The following is a 16,902-nucleotide window of genomic DNA, read 5'->3' as shown; positions in this document are numbered from 1 at the left end:
AAGAATTGCCTTTCGGTCAACTAAACAGTTCAGTCTATTTTTGCCGCCATGCGATACGGTGTACTTCTTTTCTTGACCCTTTTTGCGTGTTCCACTACCCTGCTTTCCGCGCAGGATGAACCGAAACGCAACATCGACGTAACCATACAAGGTGCCGCAAAGGACACCATCTATTTGGCGAATTACTACGGGAACAAATTGTATTACGCGGATACCGCAATTGCCGATGGCAAAGGCAAGGTGGTCTTCAAAAGCCCGAAGGGTTACAAGACCGGTATGTATGCTGTGGTGGCGCCGGGTCCGAAGTTTTTCGAAATGGTCGTAAACGAACCCACGATCAAAGTGACCACGAAGAAAGAGGATATGCTGAAATACTTGGTCGTTGACCAAAGCACGGAGAACCAGCTCTTTGTGGATTACATCCGATTCCTGAACGACCGCAAGCTGGATAGCGATGCGTTGCGCGCTAAGATGGACGGACAACAAGACCCCATTGGCCGATCTGCGCTGAAGGCCGAAATGGAGGCGCTGGACAAGGCCGTGAAAGATTACCAGCGGGATCTGGTGGCGAAGAACCCGAACACCTTGGTGGCATCTTTAGTGCGCATGAGTATGCCCGTGGAGCTTCCTGAACCCCGCAAGGCCGATGGTACGTTGGACAGCGCCGCTTCGTATTATCAATACCGTGCGCATTTTTGGGACAATTTCAACCTCTCCGATGAGCGCATTGTGCGCATTCCTGTCTTTGCCAATAAGTTCGATGAATACATGGGTAAAGTGTTACCACAAGTGCCGGATACCATCAACAAACTGGTCGATGAACTGGTTGCCAGGACCATGGACGATCCCGAAACGTTCAAGTACATCGTTCACAACGTTACCCTTCGCTACGAGACCAGCGACATCATGGGCATGGACGCCGTATTGGTACACATGGCGCAGACCTATTACTGCCCCGGTAGCGGTAAGGCCAGCCGCACACCATGGATGACCGACGAGAACTTGACCAAGCTTTGTGATAAAACGCAGAAATTGGCACCACTGTTGATCGGCAAGAAAGCTCCCTACCTCTCACTCACCGATAGCACGGAAGAGAAGTGGATCAACTTCTATGATCTGCCTGCTGAGTTTGTGGTGATCCTCTTTTGGGATCCACATTGCGGGCATTGTAAAACAGAATTGCCGGAGATCTACAAGGTTTATAAAGAGAAACTTAGGGACATGGGCATTGAAGTGTATGCTGTGTCCAAATCCGTGGATGAAACCCTGATGAAGGATTGGAAAAAATTCATCCGGGAGAATGGATTGGATTGGGTGAACGTTGGCCTCACGAAGACCGTCTTCGAGAATGCGAAGAAGAACCCGCGCATGTACATACCGGAGCACACCACGTTGGAGAGTCTGAACTACGCCGATACGTATGATGTGTATAGCACACCGAAAGTGTTCCTTGTGGATGGCGACCGCAAGATCGTAGGCAAGCAACTTTCCGTGGATCAGCTCGAGGACCTGGTGAAGAAGATCAGGGAACGGAAAGGGGTTGCGAAGGAGTGAGGTTGGTTTGGGTAGCTGGTACAGGGTATAGGGTAAAGGGTATTGGGTATTGGCCTAAAGGATAACGTGTTAATAAGCTGACATACAACTACTTACCCCCCCCCGTTGGAGGCCATCTCCAAAGCCCCTGATGGTCTTTGTAAGCTCTTTGCAGAGGTTTTCCAAATAGCGGATCCGTGATCTGCTTTCCTTGCGTATATCCAGATAAATGCTGAGTGGTAACGAATCTGAACGCGGCGCTCTATATTCGGCGTGCTCTTGTTGCACAGGTGCAGGTGAAGGTCCGACCGGTGGTAGCGGTAGCCCTGCAAATTCCCAGTAATGCTTCGTGCCGAGATCTTCGATCGTAACCTCGAAAAACTTTCCTAACCGTTCAAGCACATCGGCGGGTGGCACGCGTTCCCCCTTTTCAAGACGAGAAATACGGGTTTGACATAAAAAGAGCGCCTCACCCAATTGGGTCTGGGATAACCCTTTCCGCTTGCGCAACGCACGAACATTTTTACCGATCACTTTTGCATTCATTCGGAGAGAGTCAACGGTGGTGAACTTGGTGTGCCAATATATGCGTTATATGCGTAGATCGCTTATCGCTGAACAGCCATTGGTATCATTGAACTTAGGAACGGTTGAAAAGATTGATCATTACTCCACCGCATAATTCGTATGATAAAGAGGCATTAAAAAAGCATATGATCATGCCTCCAACGCATTACTTTATTCGATCATTCACCTGAACATTGGCCCGGCAATACTGCCAAAGAACAAAATCCTTAGGTCCAATGAAAACACGAAGCACATTTCTCAGAGCTGGTTTGTTAGCGGCTTATTTTTCCACGTGGGGGTGGAGCGGATACGAACCGGGTAAGCTCTTGGCGCAACCCGATGCACTTATTGCGGGAAACGAAGGACTCTTGTTAAGCCCAGCGGTTGGTTCTCTAACAAGTCTTCCAATAACATTACCTACTCATCCTGTTGGGACTCCTCAGGCTTATCATGGAGAAATACCGCAACGATCACAACACATTAGGGCCACAGGAGACGGACGTATTCTGTTCTTCGCGATCGACGGTAATGTGTACGACGGGAATGGCTGGTTGATCGCTGATGCACGCGCCCCAGGTTGCCTACAATGCGTTGCAAGGGGTGTTATGGAGTTCGTAAGCATTCCTGTACCCGGTAATTGCGGTTTGTTCTATTTGATCGCAGCTGAACCGAAAAGCGACAATTATAATGGCACCCATTTGCAATGGAGCGTTCTGGATATGAACGCAATTAACACCCGGTTTCCCGCAAATGCTTCCGGATGTTCAAAAATGGGTCGGATCTTAGACCTGGATCTTGGCAACAACCCACACTCCGAACTCGCAACATTATATCCTCAATTTCTTAACTTCAATGAAGACTATGCGAATTCGATGTTCTTCGAATGGTATACCACGGGAATTGGAGGCGTTGCTGTGACATCATTCAACTCAACCCTCACATCATCACATATGGGTAGGCTGTTTGCCGATGCAACCGGAAAATCCATAAGTCCTCAGATCCGTGTTGTAGAATCTGGAAATAATGGTGAGCATCTCCTTTTCTTGATCCTGAAGTCACGGATCTATGTGTACCGTGTTACCGACCACGGAATTTACTCCGTGCAGCCTGTTCCTAGCAAATGGTATGTGCAAACAGTTGATGATTTCACAGATACCGACCCGTCAACATTCAAGGCGTTCATGCGCGATGCAGATGCAATTATGACGAGCAACGGTGTAGCATTCGCGATGGTAGATGAGGCATTATTTGACTATCCCACCTATACCAACATGGGCAACATCGTTACTATGCGTTTCAATTCGAATACCGGGGTACTTTTGAATAACTCAGTGCAGACGCATACTGTGAGTAATGTAACTCAACCTTTTTCTCCATACGGACCAACAGCCAATATACCGGGAGGATTGCGTGGTTGTTCTTTTAGACCAGATGGGCAAGGCTTGTATGTAACTGGCGAATTCGAAAACGGTAATCAACAATGGATCCCGTATCTCGGGCACTTGGACCTACTCTCTGGGCAAGCTACTGATCTCACCAACCTGATACCTACCCCGGTGAACCTAGACCTTATGCGCTCACGTACCTACAGGAACAAAACCCCAAATGGTTCCTCTGATGCGGTGTATTTTCCATTGCCTAGCGGCATAGCCGCGTTGACTAACGTAGCGAGTCCGATAACGGCACAATGGCAAAGCAACATATTTACAGCCACGGTCTCTACGTTCGATCCCACTGTCAATTATGGTGTGAATTACAATCCGTATTACCTCAATATTGGTGTGAGCAACGACTCTTACTTGACAACAGCCAACAAAGCCGCCTGTTGCACCTTCTTAGGCCAGACCGGCAGCGGCGTTGTAGAAGGATTGGAACATACCGGAACAGCGTCATGGAGCGATACGAATAATCCGTATGGCAACGCATCTACGTTAACGTTCAATTGTGATCTGGTGGTAAAACCGGGCGCTAAGCTCACCCTCAATAACATGACCGTACGGTTCGCACCTGGCGTGCGCGTAATTGTTGAACGCGGTGGGTACTTGGATATGCGGAACACCCGTTTCACATCCTTACAGTGCCCAAACACACGTTGGCGCGGCGTAGAAGTGCGTGGCACCATCAGCCAACCGCAAACGTGGGCCGCTTACCCTACCAACCAAGGGCGCATGATCATGGTCTACAATAGCATTATCGAAAATGCCGAAGTTGGAGTACTTCTTGGTGCTACGCAAACATCTTCCAATGTCCAAGGCTTTTCAGGTGGTATCCTAAATGCGAACAGCAGTTCCTTCGTCAATTGTATAGAAGGGGTACGTATGATGCGGTACCAGAATTTCGCAGCGGGTAATTCCAGTATTTTGCTTGGTAACCGCTCCAATTTCGCAGGGGTTACTTTCAAGGTTGATGCGAATTACCCGCAACCGTACAACTTCAAACACCATGTGTACATGAACAAGGTAAGTGGGATTAACTTCTCGTTATGCCATTTCAGGAACGAATGGTCCGATACGTTCTTCACGAACATGGGTAGTCTCGATCTTGGCTATGGCATTTACAGTATGGATGCCGAATTCAAAGTGCAGGGCATTTGCAATAGCAATACTTACCCTTGCCCACAAAACAATATAGTACCTAGCACCTTCGAAGGTTTCGACCATGCCATACATGCCATGAGTTCCTTGACAACACGCAAGTTCGCTGTGCAGAATACCACCTTTCTCAGGAATATATGTGGCGTTTATGCAGATGGCGTAGTCGGATTCAGCATTACGAATAACATTTTCGGCGTTGGAGGTAGAAATGTGCCAATGACGAATCCATTAGAAACTGTTGATTGGGCACCCTATCATCGCGGAATCTTTAGCACCTACGGATACGGGTTTGCGATTGATGATAACAGGCTTTTACGGCAGGGACCGATCAAGTGCGAAGGAATAGTTGTGAACAATAGCGGGAATCACGACGACCTCGTTTTCAGAAACTTCGTGCAAGGCATGAATGCTGCCTATGTTGGCGAAGGGTGGTGTGCCGATGAATTGGCTAAACCATTGCATGGCCTCCAGTTCCGATGCAATGCGAACAGCTATAACGGGTACAACATTTGGAACCGTTTGAATGTGACGGGTAACGCTTTTATCGATTCGCGACAGACCATTAGAACGGTCCAAGGCGAACTTGATTTCCCTGCTGGCAATACGTTCGACCGTGATGATATGAACTTACCAGTTGAAAGTGATCTACACGCCAATGGAAATTTGAACGTAGTGAATTACATCGGTCATTCTGCCGGAAGCGTCTTTGACCCCTTGGATATCGATGCTACCTACTTTGCCAAGACCATTGTTGCAACTGCTCCCACCAATGTATGCACTCAGCGTACCAAAGCCATTGGTGGTGGCAACATCCAGCACATGGCTGTGCAAGACCTCAGTGCCATGATCGCAAGCGAACGAACGGTGTACGCCGATCTGCGTTATGTGTATGACAATATGATCGATGGCGGTAGCACGGATGAACTTGTGGTTGAGATCATGGATACCTGGCCTGCTGAGGTAAGGGATCTGCGAAGCAAGTTGATGTCCAAGTCGCCTTACTTAAGCACAGAAGCGCTATTCGAGACGGTAAGTAAGAATATCCTACCCAATGCGATCGTGCTTGAGATCTGCTTAGCTAATCCAGAGGCCACATCGAAGGAGGGTTTTGTAAAATGGATGGAGTATGAGGCACCAACACCAATGCCAGAGTACATGTTGGGGGTGATCGAAGCTAGCTGGCACAGTAAGACGGTACGCTTTTATATGGAAGAAGCCATTGGCATACATAGCAGCAATATGTCGCATGGTACATCCATCCTGGTACAAAAACTATACGCCGATTCTATCGGTGACCCTGTGGATAGCATTCGTATGGTATGGCATGAATTGCGACGGCCATCCGCGCGCTATGCTGAAGCCAACGCGCTAGTGGAACAAGGCAATTTCACTGCTGCAAAGGATGTGGTCAACTTATTGCCCATAGAACATAAGGTGAAAAACTTAGCAGAAGCAGAAAGGGTCCGTATGATAGACCTGATCACCTTCCTTGAGCAAGTAACAAGTTCTGGTCGAAATGAATCAGAACTGAACACGGTGGAGATACAGCAACTCGAATCCGCCATTGCATTGGGACAAGACAGACCCGGTGCTTGGGCCAGGAACATCCTTTGTTTTTACTACGATCATTGTGTGCCACCCGTAACGGGTTGGGATGATTCGAACCCCAAATCCAACCGACCAGAGGCTCCAACGTCTACTATCGAGACCAAACCAAGTCTTCATGTATTTCCCAATCCGGCTGAAACTTATGTTACCTTTGGGTATAAGTTAGAAAGTGCTCCTACAAAAGCATTTTTGACCGTTAAAGATGCAACAGGCCGAATGATCGCTACTATTCCTATCTCTTTGATCCAAGCGCAGGTTGCGTATGACCCAAGAGATTTGGCAAAGGGCTTGTACACGGTTGAATTGAGCAATGATGGAACGCTGATCAGTTCTGAGAAACTAGTTCTTCAATAGGCATGTCGAAAAGTTGCAAGATGTGGTTTTGTTCCGTGTTGGTGGCCGTTATGGCTACCAACACGGGCTTAGCCCAACAGCCTTTTCTTGTCGATCCGAGTTTTGGTACGAGCATGCAACACTCCAGGGTAAGCGATATAGTGGAGCTTTCCGATGGTAGACTGCTCGTTGCCGGTGATATGCGTTACAATTCCACACAGACCTTGGGTATTGGTGTGGGTCGCCTGTACCAGAGTGGATCTGTAGACCCAGGTTATACTGTTACTCTTGGAACTGGACTGAGGTTTAAAGCATGGAATAATCAGTGGTACTTGAGTACCGGATTGCGACTAATGAGATTGTTGAATGACGGTGAAAGGGAAGTATCCTATCAGTTCGCACAAGATCCTTTCATCACAAATACTGCTTTGTCTGACTATCATGTGTTCACTGCAGGCAACGTATTAGGGTGCGGGGATTTTCTATTGAATGATCCAGTCCATGGCTTTACAGGAATATACGAATTGGCTTGGTTCGATCACGACGGTAAGTTGGACACCACTAAAACTCATAGAAATGCGAATGCACCATTAAGTTGCCTACAAATTTTACCAGATGGAAAATTTATATGCAGTGGCGGTTACGGTTTATCCCAATTTGAGGGACAATCTGTTGGTGGCATTTTTCGTATCCAACCCAATGGAGAACTCGACAATGCCTTTACTGGGCCAGTTATTGATTACGGGAATGCCTACAAATACTTATCGGTCGCAGACGACAAAACCATTGGTGTGGGTTTGTTTTTATTTGATGGATTTACTGATAGCACATGCATTGTTCGTTTGCTGCCAAACGGCATGATCGATCCAACATTTCAATTTATCGAAGCACATCATGAGAACAACACGCCAAACCATTCAGGTTCAATGTCTAATATCCGGCAATGGGGTGCTGATGCTTATATCGTAACTGGGGGATTTACCCATCTGAATGGCATGCCGCGGAACGGTATTGCTTTGATTGATACGGCTGGAAACATTCTCAATGATCTTTTCACAGAACCGGGTTGTGATTTTGGCACAATCTTCGGATCCCAGTATGAATACCTTATTGTTAGTGGATTAACGGGTCCTTTGTCCGATGGCTCATACCTGATTCACGGAGTTTTCCAAGGCTACAACGATGGCACTACCAACTACCCGAACCAACGATACATAACCAAATTGTATGGCCCGGATGTTGGCATACCAGAGCACCAACAACTAAACCTAAACCTTTACCCAAACCCAGCAACAACAGCCGTTACGTTGCAATTAGAAAAAGTACCAACCAACGCTACCGTACTAATGCGCGATGCTCTTGGGCGTAAGGTTCTACAGCAACGGGTTACGGGGCATTACACAACACTTGGCGTTGCTGGGCTTAGCGCGGGGGTTTATGTGGTAGAGGTTTGGGAATATGATCAGCGAGTTGGTTCGGAGCGCGTGGTTGTGGAGTGAAGGCACTTTTTCTCTTTACCACTTTCAAACTTTCTCTCCGGTTTGTACTACCTGCACCTCACAGATGGCACCACGTGGTTGGCTGGTAGCGCTTTTGTGGAGTAAACCACCCAAGCCAACCTTCAATTCGCAGTTTCCTTGCTCCAGGTCACCTCCGAAATGCTTTGGCCGTTCTTGAAGTAGAAGGTGCCCCATTTCGCAATGACCTTACTGAATTCATCGGCTTTGTTGCCTACCACCACCACGCGGCGGATTATGACCTTGTTGCCTTCCGTGTAGCTTTCCTCGGTTACGCCGGGTGGGTATTCCTGCGCTAGCTTGGAGCGGTTGTAATCTTCTTCGGATCGTGGCTGGTTCCTCGGTAAATTATCCAATTGCTCTTTGTTGAGGTTACGCTTCTGCTCGCTTGTTTGCGCATAGTTGGCCTCACGTGCTTGTTGTGCGCGTTTTGCTTCTTCCACCCGCTGGCGACCTTCCTCTACATTACCCGAACCCCGCTCATGCAACGCTGCGTGATACTCCATCTGAGCTTGTACACGGTCATTGGCCAATTGCTTGCGTTCATTACTTGCCTGCACGCGTTCTTCTTCGGCCTTAGCCAGTTCTTCTTTTCGGTCGGCCATGGAGCGCGCTGCATCTGTTTGGCGCTGATCCCAGGTCTGTGCACGTTGCAAATGTTCTTCCTGTGTAGCTAACGTCTGGTCATAGCTCTGCTCGCTTGATCCCTTTGCTCGCTCACGACGACGTTGTTCCGAAAGTTCCAGATCGGTCTTGTAGGCTTCGAGCTCCTGAGCTGCTTGTTCCCGACGCGCTTCGTCCCCCGTATATAAACCCGCTGAAGCCTCTTGGAATTGTTCTTTCTCCTGCACACCTACCATGCGGCGATCCGCAGCTTTATCCGTGTTATTCGCAGTCTCTTCCTCCAGGTCGGCCTGCAATTTCTTTATCCGTTCGTACTTCTCGCGCTCCTCCTGTTCGCGCGCTTCCCGCATGAATGCCTCGGCCTCTTCTTCTTTTCGAACATCCACGGTGTTCCCCACTTTTACTGGAGCTTCCTTTTTCGTCTGGGCTGCGGCCTCGGCCTCTAAGCGCAACCGCTCCAACTCGGCCAACATCTTATCGATCTGATCGATCTTGGCCAATGGGTAGGTTTCATCCGGCTTAATGTCACTTGCCTGCGCATAGCCACCACGTGCAACGCTGTACTCCTTCGCGGCGAGTGCTTCATCAGCGGCAAGGATCGCGTTCCGATAATTCTCTTCTTTCGCTTTGGCCGCATCGCGTTCCGCACGGTCCCTGTCCGCTTGGGACATGCGCGCCGCTTCCGCATCACGCTCCGCTTTCAAGCGTTCCTCCTCTTCTCGTTTGCGGGATTCTTCCGCAGCTAAACGGGCGGCTTCGTCCTGGCCAGCGCGTAAGCGTGCCTCCTCCTCCAACCGTTTCTTTTCCGCCGCCAACCGCTCAGCATCCGATGCTGCATTGGCTTGGGCAGCCAACACCGCTTCTATGGCCGCCAATTGGTCCGTGGGATATTGCGCTCCAGGTCTTACACCCAATGCACTGGTGTAATTGGTGCGCGCCAATCCCATGTCCTTTCCTTGGAATGCACGATCCGCAGTCGCGATGAACTCCTGATAACGCGCTTCGGTCTCAGCTGCGGAAGCATTGCGTTGACGCTCTTCCTCAGCCAACCGTTCTTTTTCCTTGGCGGCTGCAATTGCAGCAAGACTGTCAGCCTCCGCTTGACGTGCCTTTTCAGCAGCATCCCGTTCTGCGGCGCTTTTAGCTTCGTCCGCTTTCTGTGCCATTTCTGCTAGTAAACGCTCGATCTCCGCCAATTGGTCCTTTGGATATTTTTCCTCGCTCTTTACTCCTGCGGCATCACTGTATCCCGTGCGTGCTTCTTCATATTTCCGTGCTTGGAATGCCTTATCAGCTGTAGCAATAAGGTCGCTATACTGCTTATCCCTATCCTGTTTTTCGCGTGCCAAACGCTCTTCCTCAGCCTTGGCTTTAGCAGCTGCATCCAGCTTTCCTTCTATTTCCGAAATACGGTTCTTAGGGTGCGATTCCGCAGGTTTCAAGGCCAACGCGTCCTTGTAATCGTTCAATGCACTGCTCCATTTTTCGCCCTGGAACGAAGCATCTGCTTTTGAGATAAGATCAGCATATCGCTTCTCCATTTCCTGGCGCTTCCGCTCTTCTTCCGCCAGTCTCGCTTGCTCAGCGAGCTTTGTTTCGATCTCCGCAAGCCGTTGCTTAGGATACGCTTCTGCTGGACGGATACCGGTCGCAATCATGTATTTCGTCTTTGCTGTTGTGAGCTCTTCCTTATCGAGGAGTTTATCCGCTTCAGCAATGGCCGCATCGTATTTCGCCTGCTTTTCTTCCTCCAATTTGCGCGCCTCAGCCTCCTTGATCTTGGCAACTATTGCCGCTATTTGGTCTTTGGGGTATTGCTCACTGGCTTTAATGCCCGATGCTTCAATGTACTTTGTCTTTGCCTCGTCCCAACTCTCCTTGCCGAACGCTTTATCAGCGTCAACGATGGCCTTATCATATAGTTCCTGCTGTTCTTTCGCCTTTCGTGCAGCCTCCTCGGCCTTGGCCAGGTCATCCTTCTTTTTGCGGATGGCAGCGATCTGATCCTTCGGGTAAACTTCCTTCGGCTTCAATTCAGAAGCTTCCGTATACCGCGCAATGGCATCGTCATATTGTTCTGCGGTGAATGCTTGTGCGGCCTCTGATAATTTGGCTTCGTATCGCGCATCAAGGTCCTTCGCCAAACGCTCTTCTTCCGCTTTAGCTGCGATCTCATCCAATTTCTTCTGGATAGCGACCAACTGATCTTTCGGATATTTTTCTTGAGCCTTCAATGCGATGGCTTCTTCGTACTTGCTTCTGGCAACATCATATTTCGCACCAGCAAATGCAGCATCACCAGCCGCAATTGCTGCTTGATATTTCTCCTGAAGTTCTTTGGCCAACTTTTCCTCATCCGCCTTTTTCGCTTCGTCCGCCTTTTTAACTGCAATAGCAGCAAGTTGATCTTTCGGGTATTGCTCCTTTTCCTTTAGTGCGATGGCAGCGTTGTATTTGGTCGTGGCCTCATCCCAGTTGGCCGCCTTGAATGCCGCATCGCCAGCCGCGACGGCTGCTTGGTATTTTTCTTCCATTTCCTTGGCCAACCGCTCCTCTTCTTTCTTCTTCTCGCTCTCTGCCTTTTTTACTACAATGGCAGCGAGCCGGTCCTTCGGGTATTGTTCTTCTTTTTTCAGGCCACTCGCCTCCGTGTATTTGGTTGTAGCCTGATCCCAATTCTCTGCAGTGAACGCAGCATCAGCCGCGGCAATAGCTGCGTCGTATTTTGCTTGTAGCTCTTTGTTCTTTTTCTCTTCTTCTGCTTGTTTTGCCAAGTCCGCCAGAATAGCCTCTATCTCCTTCAATTTCTGCTTTGGATAGGCTTCGGTCTCCTTTACCGCAAGGGCTTCGTTGAATTTTCCCTTTGCCCCTTCATAATCCTTTTTCCCGATCAATGCGTCACCTGCTTTGACCAGCAAATCATATTGTTCCTTACGCTTATTCTCAGCATCCTGACTTTCCATCTGCATTCGTGCATCGCTGAGCTTTGCAGTAGCGATCGCATCACCAGGTTTCAAACCCAATGCCTCCGTGAAACTACCAACCGCTTTCTTGAAATCGGATGCTGTCATTGCATCGCTGCCCTGCGTCATCAACTTGGCGAAATCGGCATCGGCATTGGCCTCCCGTTTCTTACGGTCATCGTACTCCTTCAACAGTTTCGCTTGCTTATCGCGCATGCTGTTGGTGTATTCCATGTCCCATTCGAAATTACCGCTAGCTCCTGTATAGCTTGCCTTACCAAAAGGCTCAAGGAGCACGCTGTAATCCACACCTTCGATCTTGGACATCATCGTAAAATCGATGTTCATGCCATGACCGCCTTGTCGCTCCTCTTCCGGAACACCTTTCGTATCGATCGTAATGTTCTTTCCTACGAATCCATCTCTGGCGCACATTACCTTGAAATCTGCACCATAATCCAAATTCACCTCATACTTCCCGCTGGCATTGGTGATAACGTCAATGAGCTTCGCGCCATTCTTAAAGACAGTTACAGTAACACCATCGAGTTTCTTTCCAGTGCTCATATCCTTTACCGTCCCATAGACCATTACATTGTCCACCTGAGCATTCGCAATGCTGACGATACCGAATAACACCATGACCATGCACGCACGGGCCATGACCTTTTTGATCCAAGCACTTTTCACGGGATATAGATATTCTTGCAGAAGCATATAACGCGGCAATTTACGACTTCTTTGGGTTGTGGGCTGTACAAGTTATTAGCGATTGCTTGTAACACTTTAGCGAGAACAAGTGTCGAAGTTACCTGTCCAGTTTCACCTTTGGTACCGAATGCCTATCATAGCGCCAATGCTTAGCCCTTGGGAAAGCCGCCATTTTCATGCCGAACCACATTTTGCTGTTGTTGGTGCAGGCATTGTAGGCTTGTTCGCGGCCCTGTTCCATAAACGTGCAAATCCAGCGCATCATGTTCTGGTATTGGAACGCGGCGTATATCCTTCTGGCGCAAGTGTAAAGAACGCTGGTTTTGCCTGCTTTGGTAGCCCAAGTGAATTGCTTGCGGATATACAGAAGGAAGGACTTGGCATTGCCCTCGCTCGGGTAGAAATGCGTTGGCAAGGACTCCTGAACCTCCGCGCCGAGCTGGGCGATGCGAAGATCGGTTTCCAACCAACCGGTGGGCATGAAGTGTATCGCGCGCATGACCCACTGTACACGCGTGTTCGGGAAAAGTTCGATGCGTTGAATGACTCCTTGTTGCCATTGTTCAAAAAGCCAGTGTATCGTTGGAATGCTGATGGTCCTGGATCCTTCGGATTAGCTCCTGCCTTGAAAATGGCCACGACCGATCTTGAAGGAGCCGTTGATACGGGTGCCATGATGCGCACCTTGCTCCAGAAGGCCCAGTCTGAAGGTGTGCTTGTTCGCACAAGTGCACTAGTAAAGGCAATGGATGAAAAAGCCGACCATGTTCGCATACAATTGGCAGATGATACAGTTATAAAAGCCGGTCATGTTCTACTTGCCACAAATGGCTTCACTCCCCTATTAGCTCCTGAACTTGACGTCATACCAGCACGAGCACAAGTTATTATTACTGAGCCTATTGAATCGCTTCAATTAAAGGGAACATTTCATTTTGATGAAGGCTTCTATTACTTCCGCGATCTGGGTGGGGCGGTACTCTTAGGTGGAGGCCGGAATTTGAACATGGTCGGAGAGACCACAACTGAGGAAGGAACCACGGACCAGATCCAAAATGCCTTGGAGAATTTCCTTCGTGATATTGTATTACCAGGTAAGGACTTCCGTATTGCCCAGCGTTGGAGCGGTATCATGGCCATGGGTACATCCAGCAAAGCTCCATTGATCGAACGTATCGGAAAGCGAACAACTGTTGCTGTGCGTTTAGGGGGAATGGGCGTAGCCATTGGGATCGAAGTAGCTAGGCGAGCAGTAGGATCACTTTAGATCGACCAATGCTATATTTATGCCTTCAAGAGCGGCCCGCGATCTGCACATTGATCATTCTAACAAAATCAAGAACCATGAAAAAAACGATCCTAACGATCTGTATTGCGATCTGCACCACATTCTCCGCACAAGCGCAAGATGCCAATGGAAATATGGAAAAACCCACGTTCCAAGTTGATCGGCATGCGTGTATCATGGCCAACGAAGAAACCTTGAAGTCCATTGGCTTGGACGCAGCGCAAATTACGGAAGTAAAGGCAATCCAAGAAGCAACCAAACAGGGCCGTATTGCTTCAAAAGATCTACAAGAGGCCATGGCATCGTTGGAGGTACAGGAAGCGGCTTTCAAGGCCGTTCTGACCACAGAACAGCAAGCGAAGTATACCACTTGGTGCCAAGACCAACACGGTGAGAAAGTGCAGCCTAATGATGGCATGAAGAAGTGACTTTGGAGCTATTGCTAATAGATATATGAAAGGGGCTGCCTGAATTCGGGCAGCTTTTTTTAGCTCGTTCCGTTTCTTTCGGAATGTTTTGTGTCTTCTGTTCATTCTTGTTTCCTCACCATAAAGCATCCTAACTCTTACGGAAGGATGTGGGTCGAGATCTTTCTCGAACTGGCCTCTGATAAGTAATGATTGCGAAATGACCTTGAATTGATCACCACCTTGATCGATGTTACAGCCAATTTAGACCGTTCAGCGAAGCAAGGATAAATGCCCGGTCCGTACGTTGGAGCCATTGCATTCATCGAACATGATCACGCGGTAATAGTATACACCATCACTGCATTGTTCTCCAGCACTATTCCTTCCGGACCACCCTGCTTTTCTGCCTTTACTATCAAATACCAGCTGTCCCCATCGGTCATATACTTTCATAGCCCAAGGATATTCTTGATCCATAGGCGCATAAAGATCATTTTTACCATCGCCATTGGGCGTGAATACGTTCGGCATGCCAAGTTCAGGCAGATCAATATCTCGCGATTCGGCAATGGAAGCGCCACCGTGCGAGCCGTACGGCAAAATGCCCAAACACAATGGCTGCACTGACGCATCGTAAGGCGATACCTTGTACATGTCAATACCATCCCAAGCAAGCATGATGTAAGGTTCGGAGGCGCATGGAGCAACGAACGTTGTATTGGCACCATACCATTGGCCTATTCCGCCGCCCAATAGACCCATTACTTCAATATCAGAAACTCCACTTAAGTCCGGGGCTACCTGCATTCGTACAAGCCGATATGGCGAAATTGCTGTGATGTACAAGGATCCTTGGAACCAGGTCAGGTCACCGGAGACCTGAAAACCGATCGGCACGATGGGCCACGCGACACCATCGCTGGTACGAATGCCGTAGAGTGATCCGAACTCTTCACCAAGCAACACATCGTTATCGAATGCCACCAATCCGGGTGTATTGAAATTGGCTGTGCTACCAACTACTGCAATGCTTGCATCGGTCGTATCGATCTCATACAAGCTTCCATTCAAAATACCCCACAATCTACCGTTCGGTGTGAACGCAATATCCAAGAATACTGCAGGTGAATAGCCAATAAGCCGAGCGTAACAGGTACTGGGCTCCACTTGGAATAACCCACCGAGATCGGTACTTACAAAGATCTTGTCCTGTGCTTTGGTCCCGAATAACACAGCGCTACTTACCAATACCAACAAATAGCGCATGAACATTAAAAGATATTCGTACTTCGATCAGATCGATTACTGATCGTTCACCACTTCTGCTCTTAGGTCATGCTCATTGGCCTCCGTGATCCGAACATCAACAAAATCGCCTAAGCGCAAGTGTACTGGCCCGTTTGAATTCTTTCTGGGGATCAGCACCTCATTGTCCACTTCGGGGCTGTCGAACTCTGAACGGGCTATCCAGTGGTCCCCTTCGGCTTTGTCCACAAGAACGGTCTGGATATTACCAACCCGCTTTTGGTTCAGTTCCAAACTAATGCCACCTTGCAACTCCATGATCTCATTGGCCCGTTGGTGCTTTATTTTCTCCGGCACGTCATCCTCCATGGTGTGTGCGTGTGTATCCTCCTCGTGGCTATAGGTGAAAGCCCCTAGCCGATCAAAACGCATGCGCTCTATCCAATGCAAGTTGTCTTCATGGTCCGCTTCGCTCTCTCCTGGGAAGCCAGCGATCAATGTCGTGCGGATCGCAATGCCTGGTACTTTGTCTCGGATCTTATTCACCAATGCTTCGGTCTTTTCCTGAGTTATGCCTCTACGCATCAGGGTAAGCATGTTCGTGCTTCCGTGTTGCAAAGGCATATCGAGGTAGTTGCAGATGTTCTTTCGCTCCTTCATCATGTCCAGAATATCCATCGGAAATCCACTAGGGAACGCATAATGCAGACGGATCCAATCGATGCCTTCCACATCGCTCAATTGAGCAAGTAATTCACTGAGATTGCGCTTCTTATAAATGTCCAGACCGTAATACGTAAGGTCTTGCGCAATAAGGATCAACTCCTTAACACCTTTGGCGGCCAATCCTTTTGCGCTGGTGACCAACTGTTCTATGGGTGTACTGATATGCTTGCCACGCATCAAGGGTATCGCGCAAAATGAGCATTTACGATCACAGCCCTCACTGATCTTGAAGTAAGCGAAATGGGCCGGCGTAGTGAGTAAACGCTCCCCTACCAGCTCGTGTTTGTAATCGGCCTTCAAGGTCTTCAAAAGCCGGGGCAGATCCCTCGTCCCGAACCATGCATCGATCTGCGGGATCTCCGCTTTCAATTCCGGAGCATACCGTTGACTAAGACATCCGGTAACATAAACCTTCTCTACTAACCCTTCGTCCTTTGCGCGCGCGTAGTTCAATATGGTATCAATGCTTTCTTGTTTGGCATTCTCAATGAACCCGCAAGTATTGATCACCACCACATTGTGCTCCCCACTATCATTTTCGTGATCCACGGTGATGTTGTTCGCCTTCAACTGGGCCATGAGCACTTCGCTATCGAACGTATTCTTAGAACACCCCATGGTAATGACGTTGACCTTGGTGGTTTTAAGTGTGCGGGCCTTCATTGGATCTTGTGGTAAGCGTGGGACTTAGGACCAGAAAATTGCCATTCTCTGTGGCAAGGCGCGGCAAATGTAGGTTCTGTGTGACGCAAACGTCTCCTGATATCATTTACTGCCTCAATG

At 48.8% G+C, this 16,902-nt stretch carries 9 protein-coding genes; 5 read left to right on the top strand and 4 right to left on the bottom strand.

Going from position 1 to position 16,902, the window contains the following annotated elements; all coding sequences use genetic code 11:
* The first annotated feature begins 48 nt into the window (after window positions 1-48).
* Window positions 49-1,554, top strand: coding sequence for a DUF5106 domain-containing protein (locus tag IPF95_13890; protein MBK6475776.1), 1,506 nt, complete (start codon window positions 49-51; stop codon window positions 1,552-1,554).
* 69 nt (window positions 1,555-1,623) lie between these two features.
* Here IPF95_13890 and IPF95_13885 read toward each other — a convergent pair whose 3' ends face one another.
* Window positions 1,624-2,079 carry a helix-turn-helix domain-containing protein gene (locus tag IPF95_13885; GenBank protein MBK6475775.1) on the bottom strand — a complete coding sequence of 152 codons (456 nt, stop codon included), beginning with the start codon at window positions 2,077-2,079 and terminating at the stop codon, window positions 1,624-1,626.
* A 257-nt stretch (window positions 2,080-2,336) separates the two neighbouring features.
* Here IPF95_13885 and IPF95_13880 point away from each other — a divergent pair, with 257 nt between their 5' ends.
* The gene (locus IPF95_13880) at window positions 2,337-6,656 is read left to right on the top strand and encodes a T9SS type A sorting domain-containing protein (protein MBK6475774.1); all 4,320 of its coding nucleotides are present in this window, start codon (window positions 2,337-2,339) and stop codon (window positions 6,654-6,656) included.
* Between the two features lie 113 nt (window positions 6,657-6,769).
* The gene (locus IPF95_13875) at window positions 6,770-8,134 is read left to right on the top strand and encodes a T9SS type A sorting domain-containing protein (GenBank protein MBK6475773.1); all 1,365 of its coding nucleotides are present in this window, start codon (window positions 6,770-6,772) and stop codon (window positions 8,132-8,134) included.
* 122 nt (window positions 8,135-8,256) lie between these two features.
* Here the strand turns inward: IPF95_13875 and IPF95_13870 are convergent, their stop codons facing one another.
* Window positions 8,257-12,429, bottom strand: a complete 4,173-nt coding sequence (locus IPF95_13870; protein MBK6475772.1) for a hypothetical protein — start codon at window positions 12,427-12,429, stop codon at window positions 8,257-8,259.
* A 148-nt stretch (window positions 12,430-12,577) separates the two neighbouring features.
* On the opposite strand from IPF95_13870, the gene IPF95_13865 reads away from it, so the two are divergent.
* A complete protein-coding gene (locus IPF95_13865; protein MBK6475771.1) occupies window positions 12,578-13,717 on the top strand; it encodes an FAD-binding oxidoreductase in 1,140 nt (379 codons plus the stop codon).
* Window positions 13,718-13,794: 77 nt separating this feature from the next.
* Window positions 13,795-14,166, top strand: coding sequence for a hypothetical protein (locus IPF95_13860; protein MBK6475770.1), 372 nt, complete (start codon window positions 13,795-13,797; stop codon window positions 14,164-14,166).
* A 252-nt stretch (window positions 14,167-14,418) separates the two neighbouring features.
* Here the strand turns inward: IPF95_13860 and IPF95_13855 are convergent, their stop codons facing one another.
* The gene (locus IPF95_13855; protein MBK6475769.1) at window positions 14,419-15,414 is read right to left on the bottom strand and encodes a gliding motility-associated C-terminal domain-containing protein; all 996 of its coding nucleotides are present in this window, start codon (window positions 15,412-15,414) and stop codon (window positions 14,419-14,421) included.
* A gap of 36 nt (window positions 15,415-15,450) precedes the next feature.
* Complete coding sequence (gene rimO, locus IPF95_13850; GenBank protein ID MBK6475768.1) at window positions 15,451-16,782, bottom strand: 30S ribosomal protein S12 methylthiotransferase RimO; 1,332 nt, start codon at window positions 16,780-16,782, stop codon at window positions 15,451-15,453.
* Window positions 16,783-16,902: the final 120 nt, after the last annotated feature.

This window comes from Flavobacteriales bacterium (genome assembly GCA_016704485.1).
Classification (GTDB): Bacteria; Bacteroidota; Bacteroidia; order Flavobacteriales_F; family PHOS-HE28; genus PHOS-HE28.
This window is presented reverse-complemented; position numbering and strand designations above follow the sequence as displayed.

Bases quoted from the DNA above. Each gene is read 5' to 3' on its own strand.
- IPF95_13875 (MBK6475773.1), top strand. From the start codon at position 6,770: ATGCAACACTCCAGGGTAAGCGATATAGTGGAGCTTTCCGATGGTAGA.
- rimO (MBK6475768.1), bottom strand. From the start codon at position 16,782: ATGAAGGCCCGCACACTTAAAACCACCAAGGTCAACGTCATTACCATG.
- IPF95_13885 (MBK6475775.1), bottom strand. From the start codon at position 2,079: ATGAATGCAAAAGTGATCGGTAAAAATGTTCGTGCGTTGCGCAAGCGG.
- IPF95_13855 (MBK6475769.1), bottom strand. From the start codon at position 15,414: ATGCGCTATTTGTTGGTATTGGTAAGTAGCGCTGTGTTATTCGGGACC.
- IPF95_13890 (MBK6475776.1), top strand. From the start codon at position 49: ATGCGATACGGTGTACTTCTTTTCTTGACCCTTTTTGCGTGTTCCACT.
- IPF95_13865 (MBK6475771.1), top strand. From the start codon at position 12,578: ATGCCTATCATAGCGCCAATGCTTAGCCCTTGGGAAAGCCGCCATTTT.
- IPF95_13860 (MBK6475770.1), top strand. From the start codon at position 13,795: ATGAAAAAAACGATCCTAACGATCTGTATTGCGATCTGCACCACATTC.
- IPF95_13880 (MBK6475774.1), top strand. From the start codon at position 2,337: ATGAAAACACGAAGCACATTTCTCAGAGCTGGTTTGTTAGCGGCTTAT.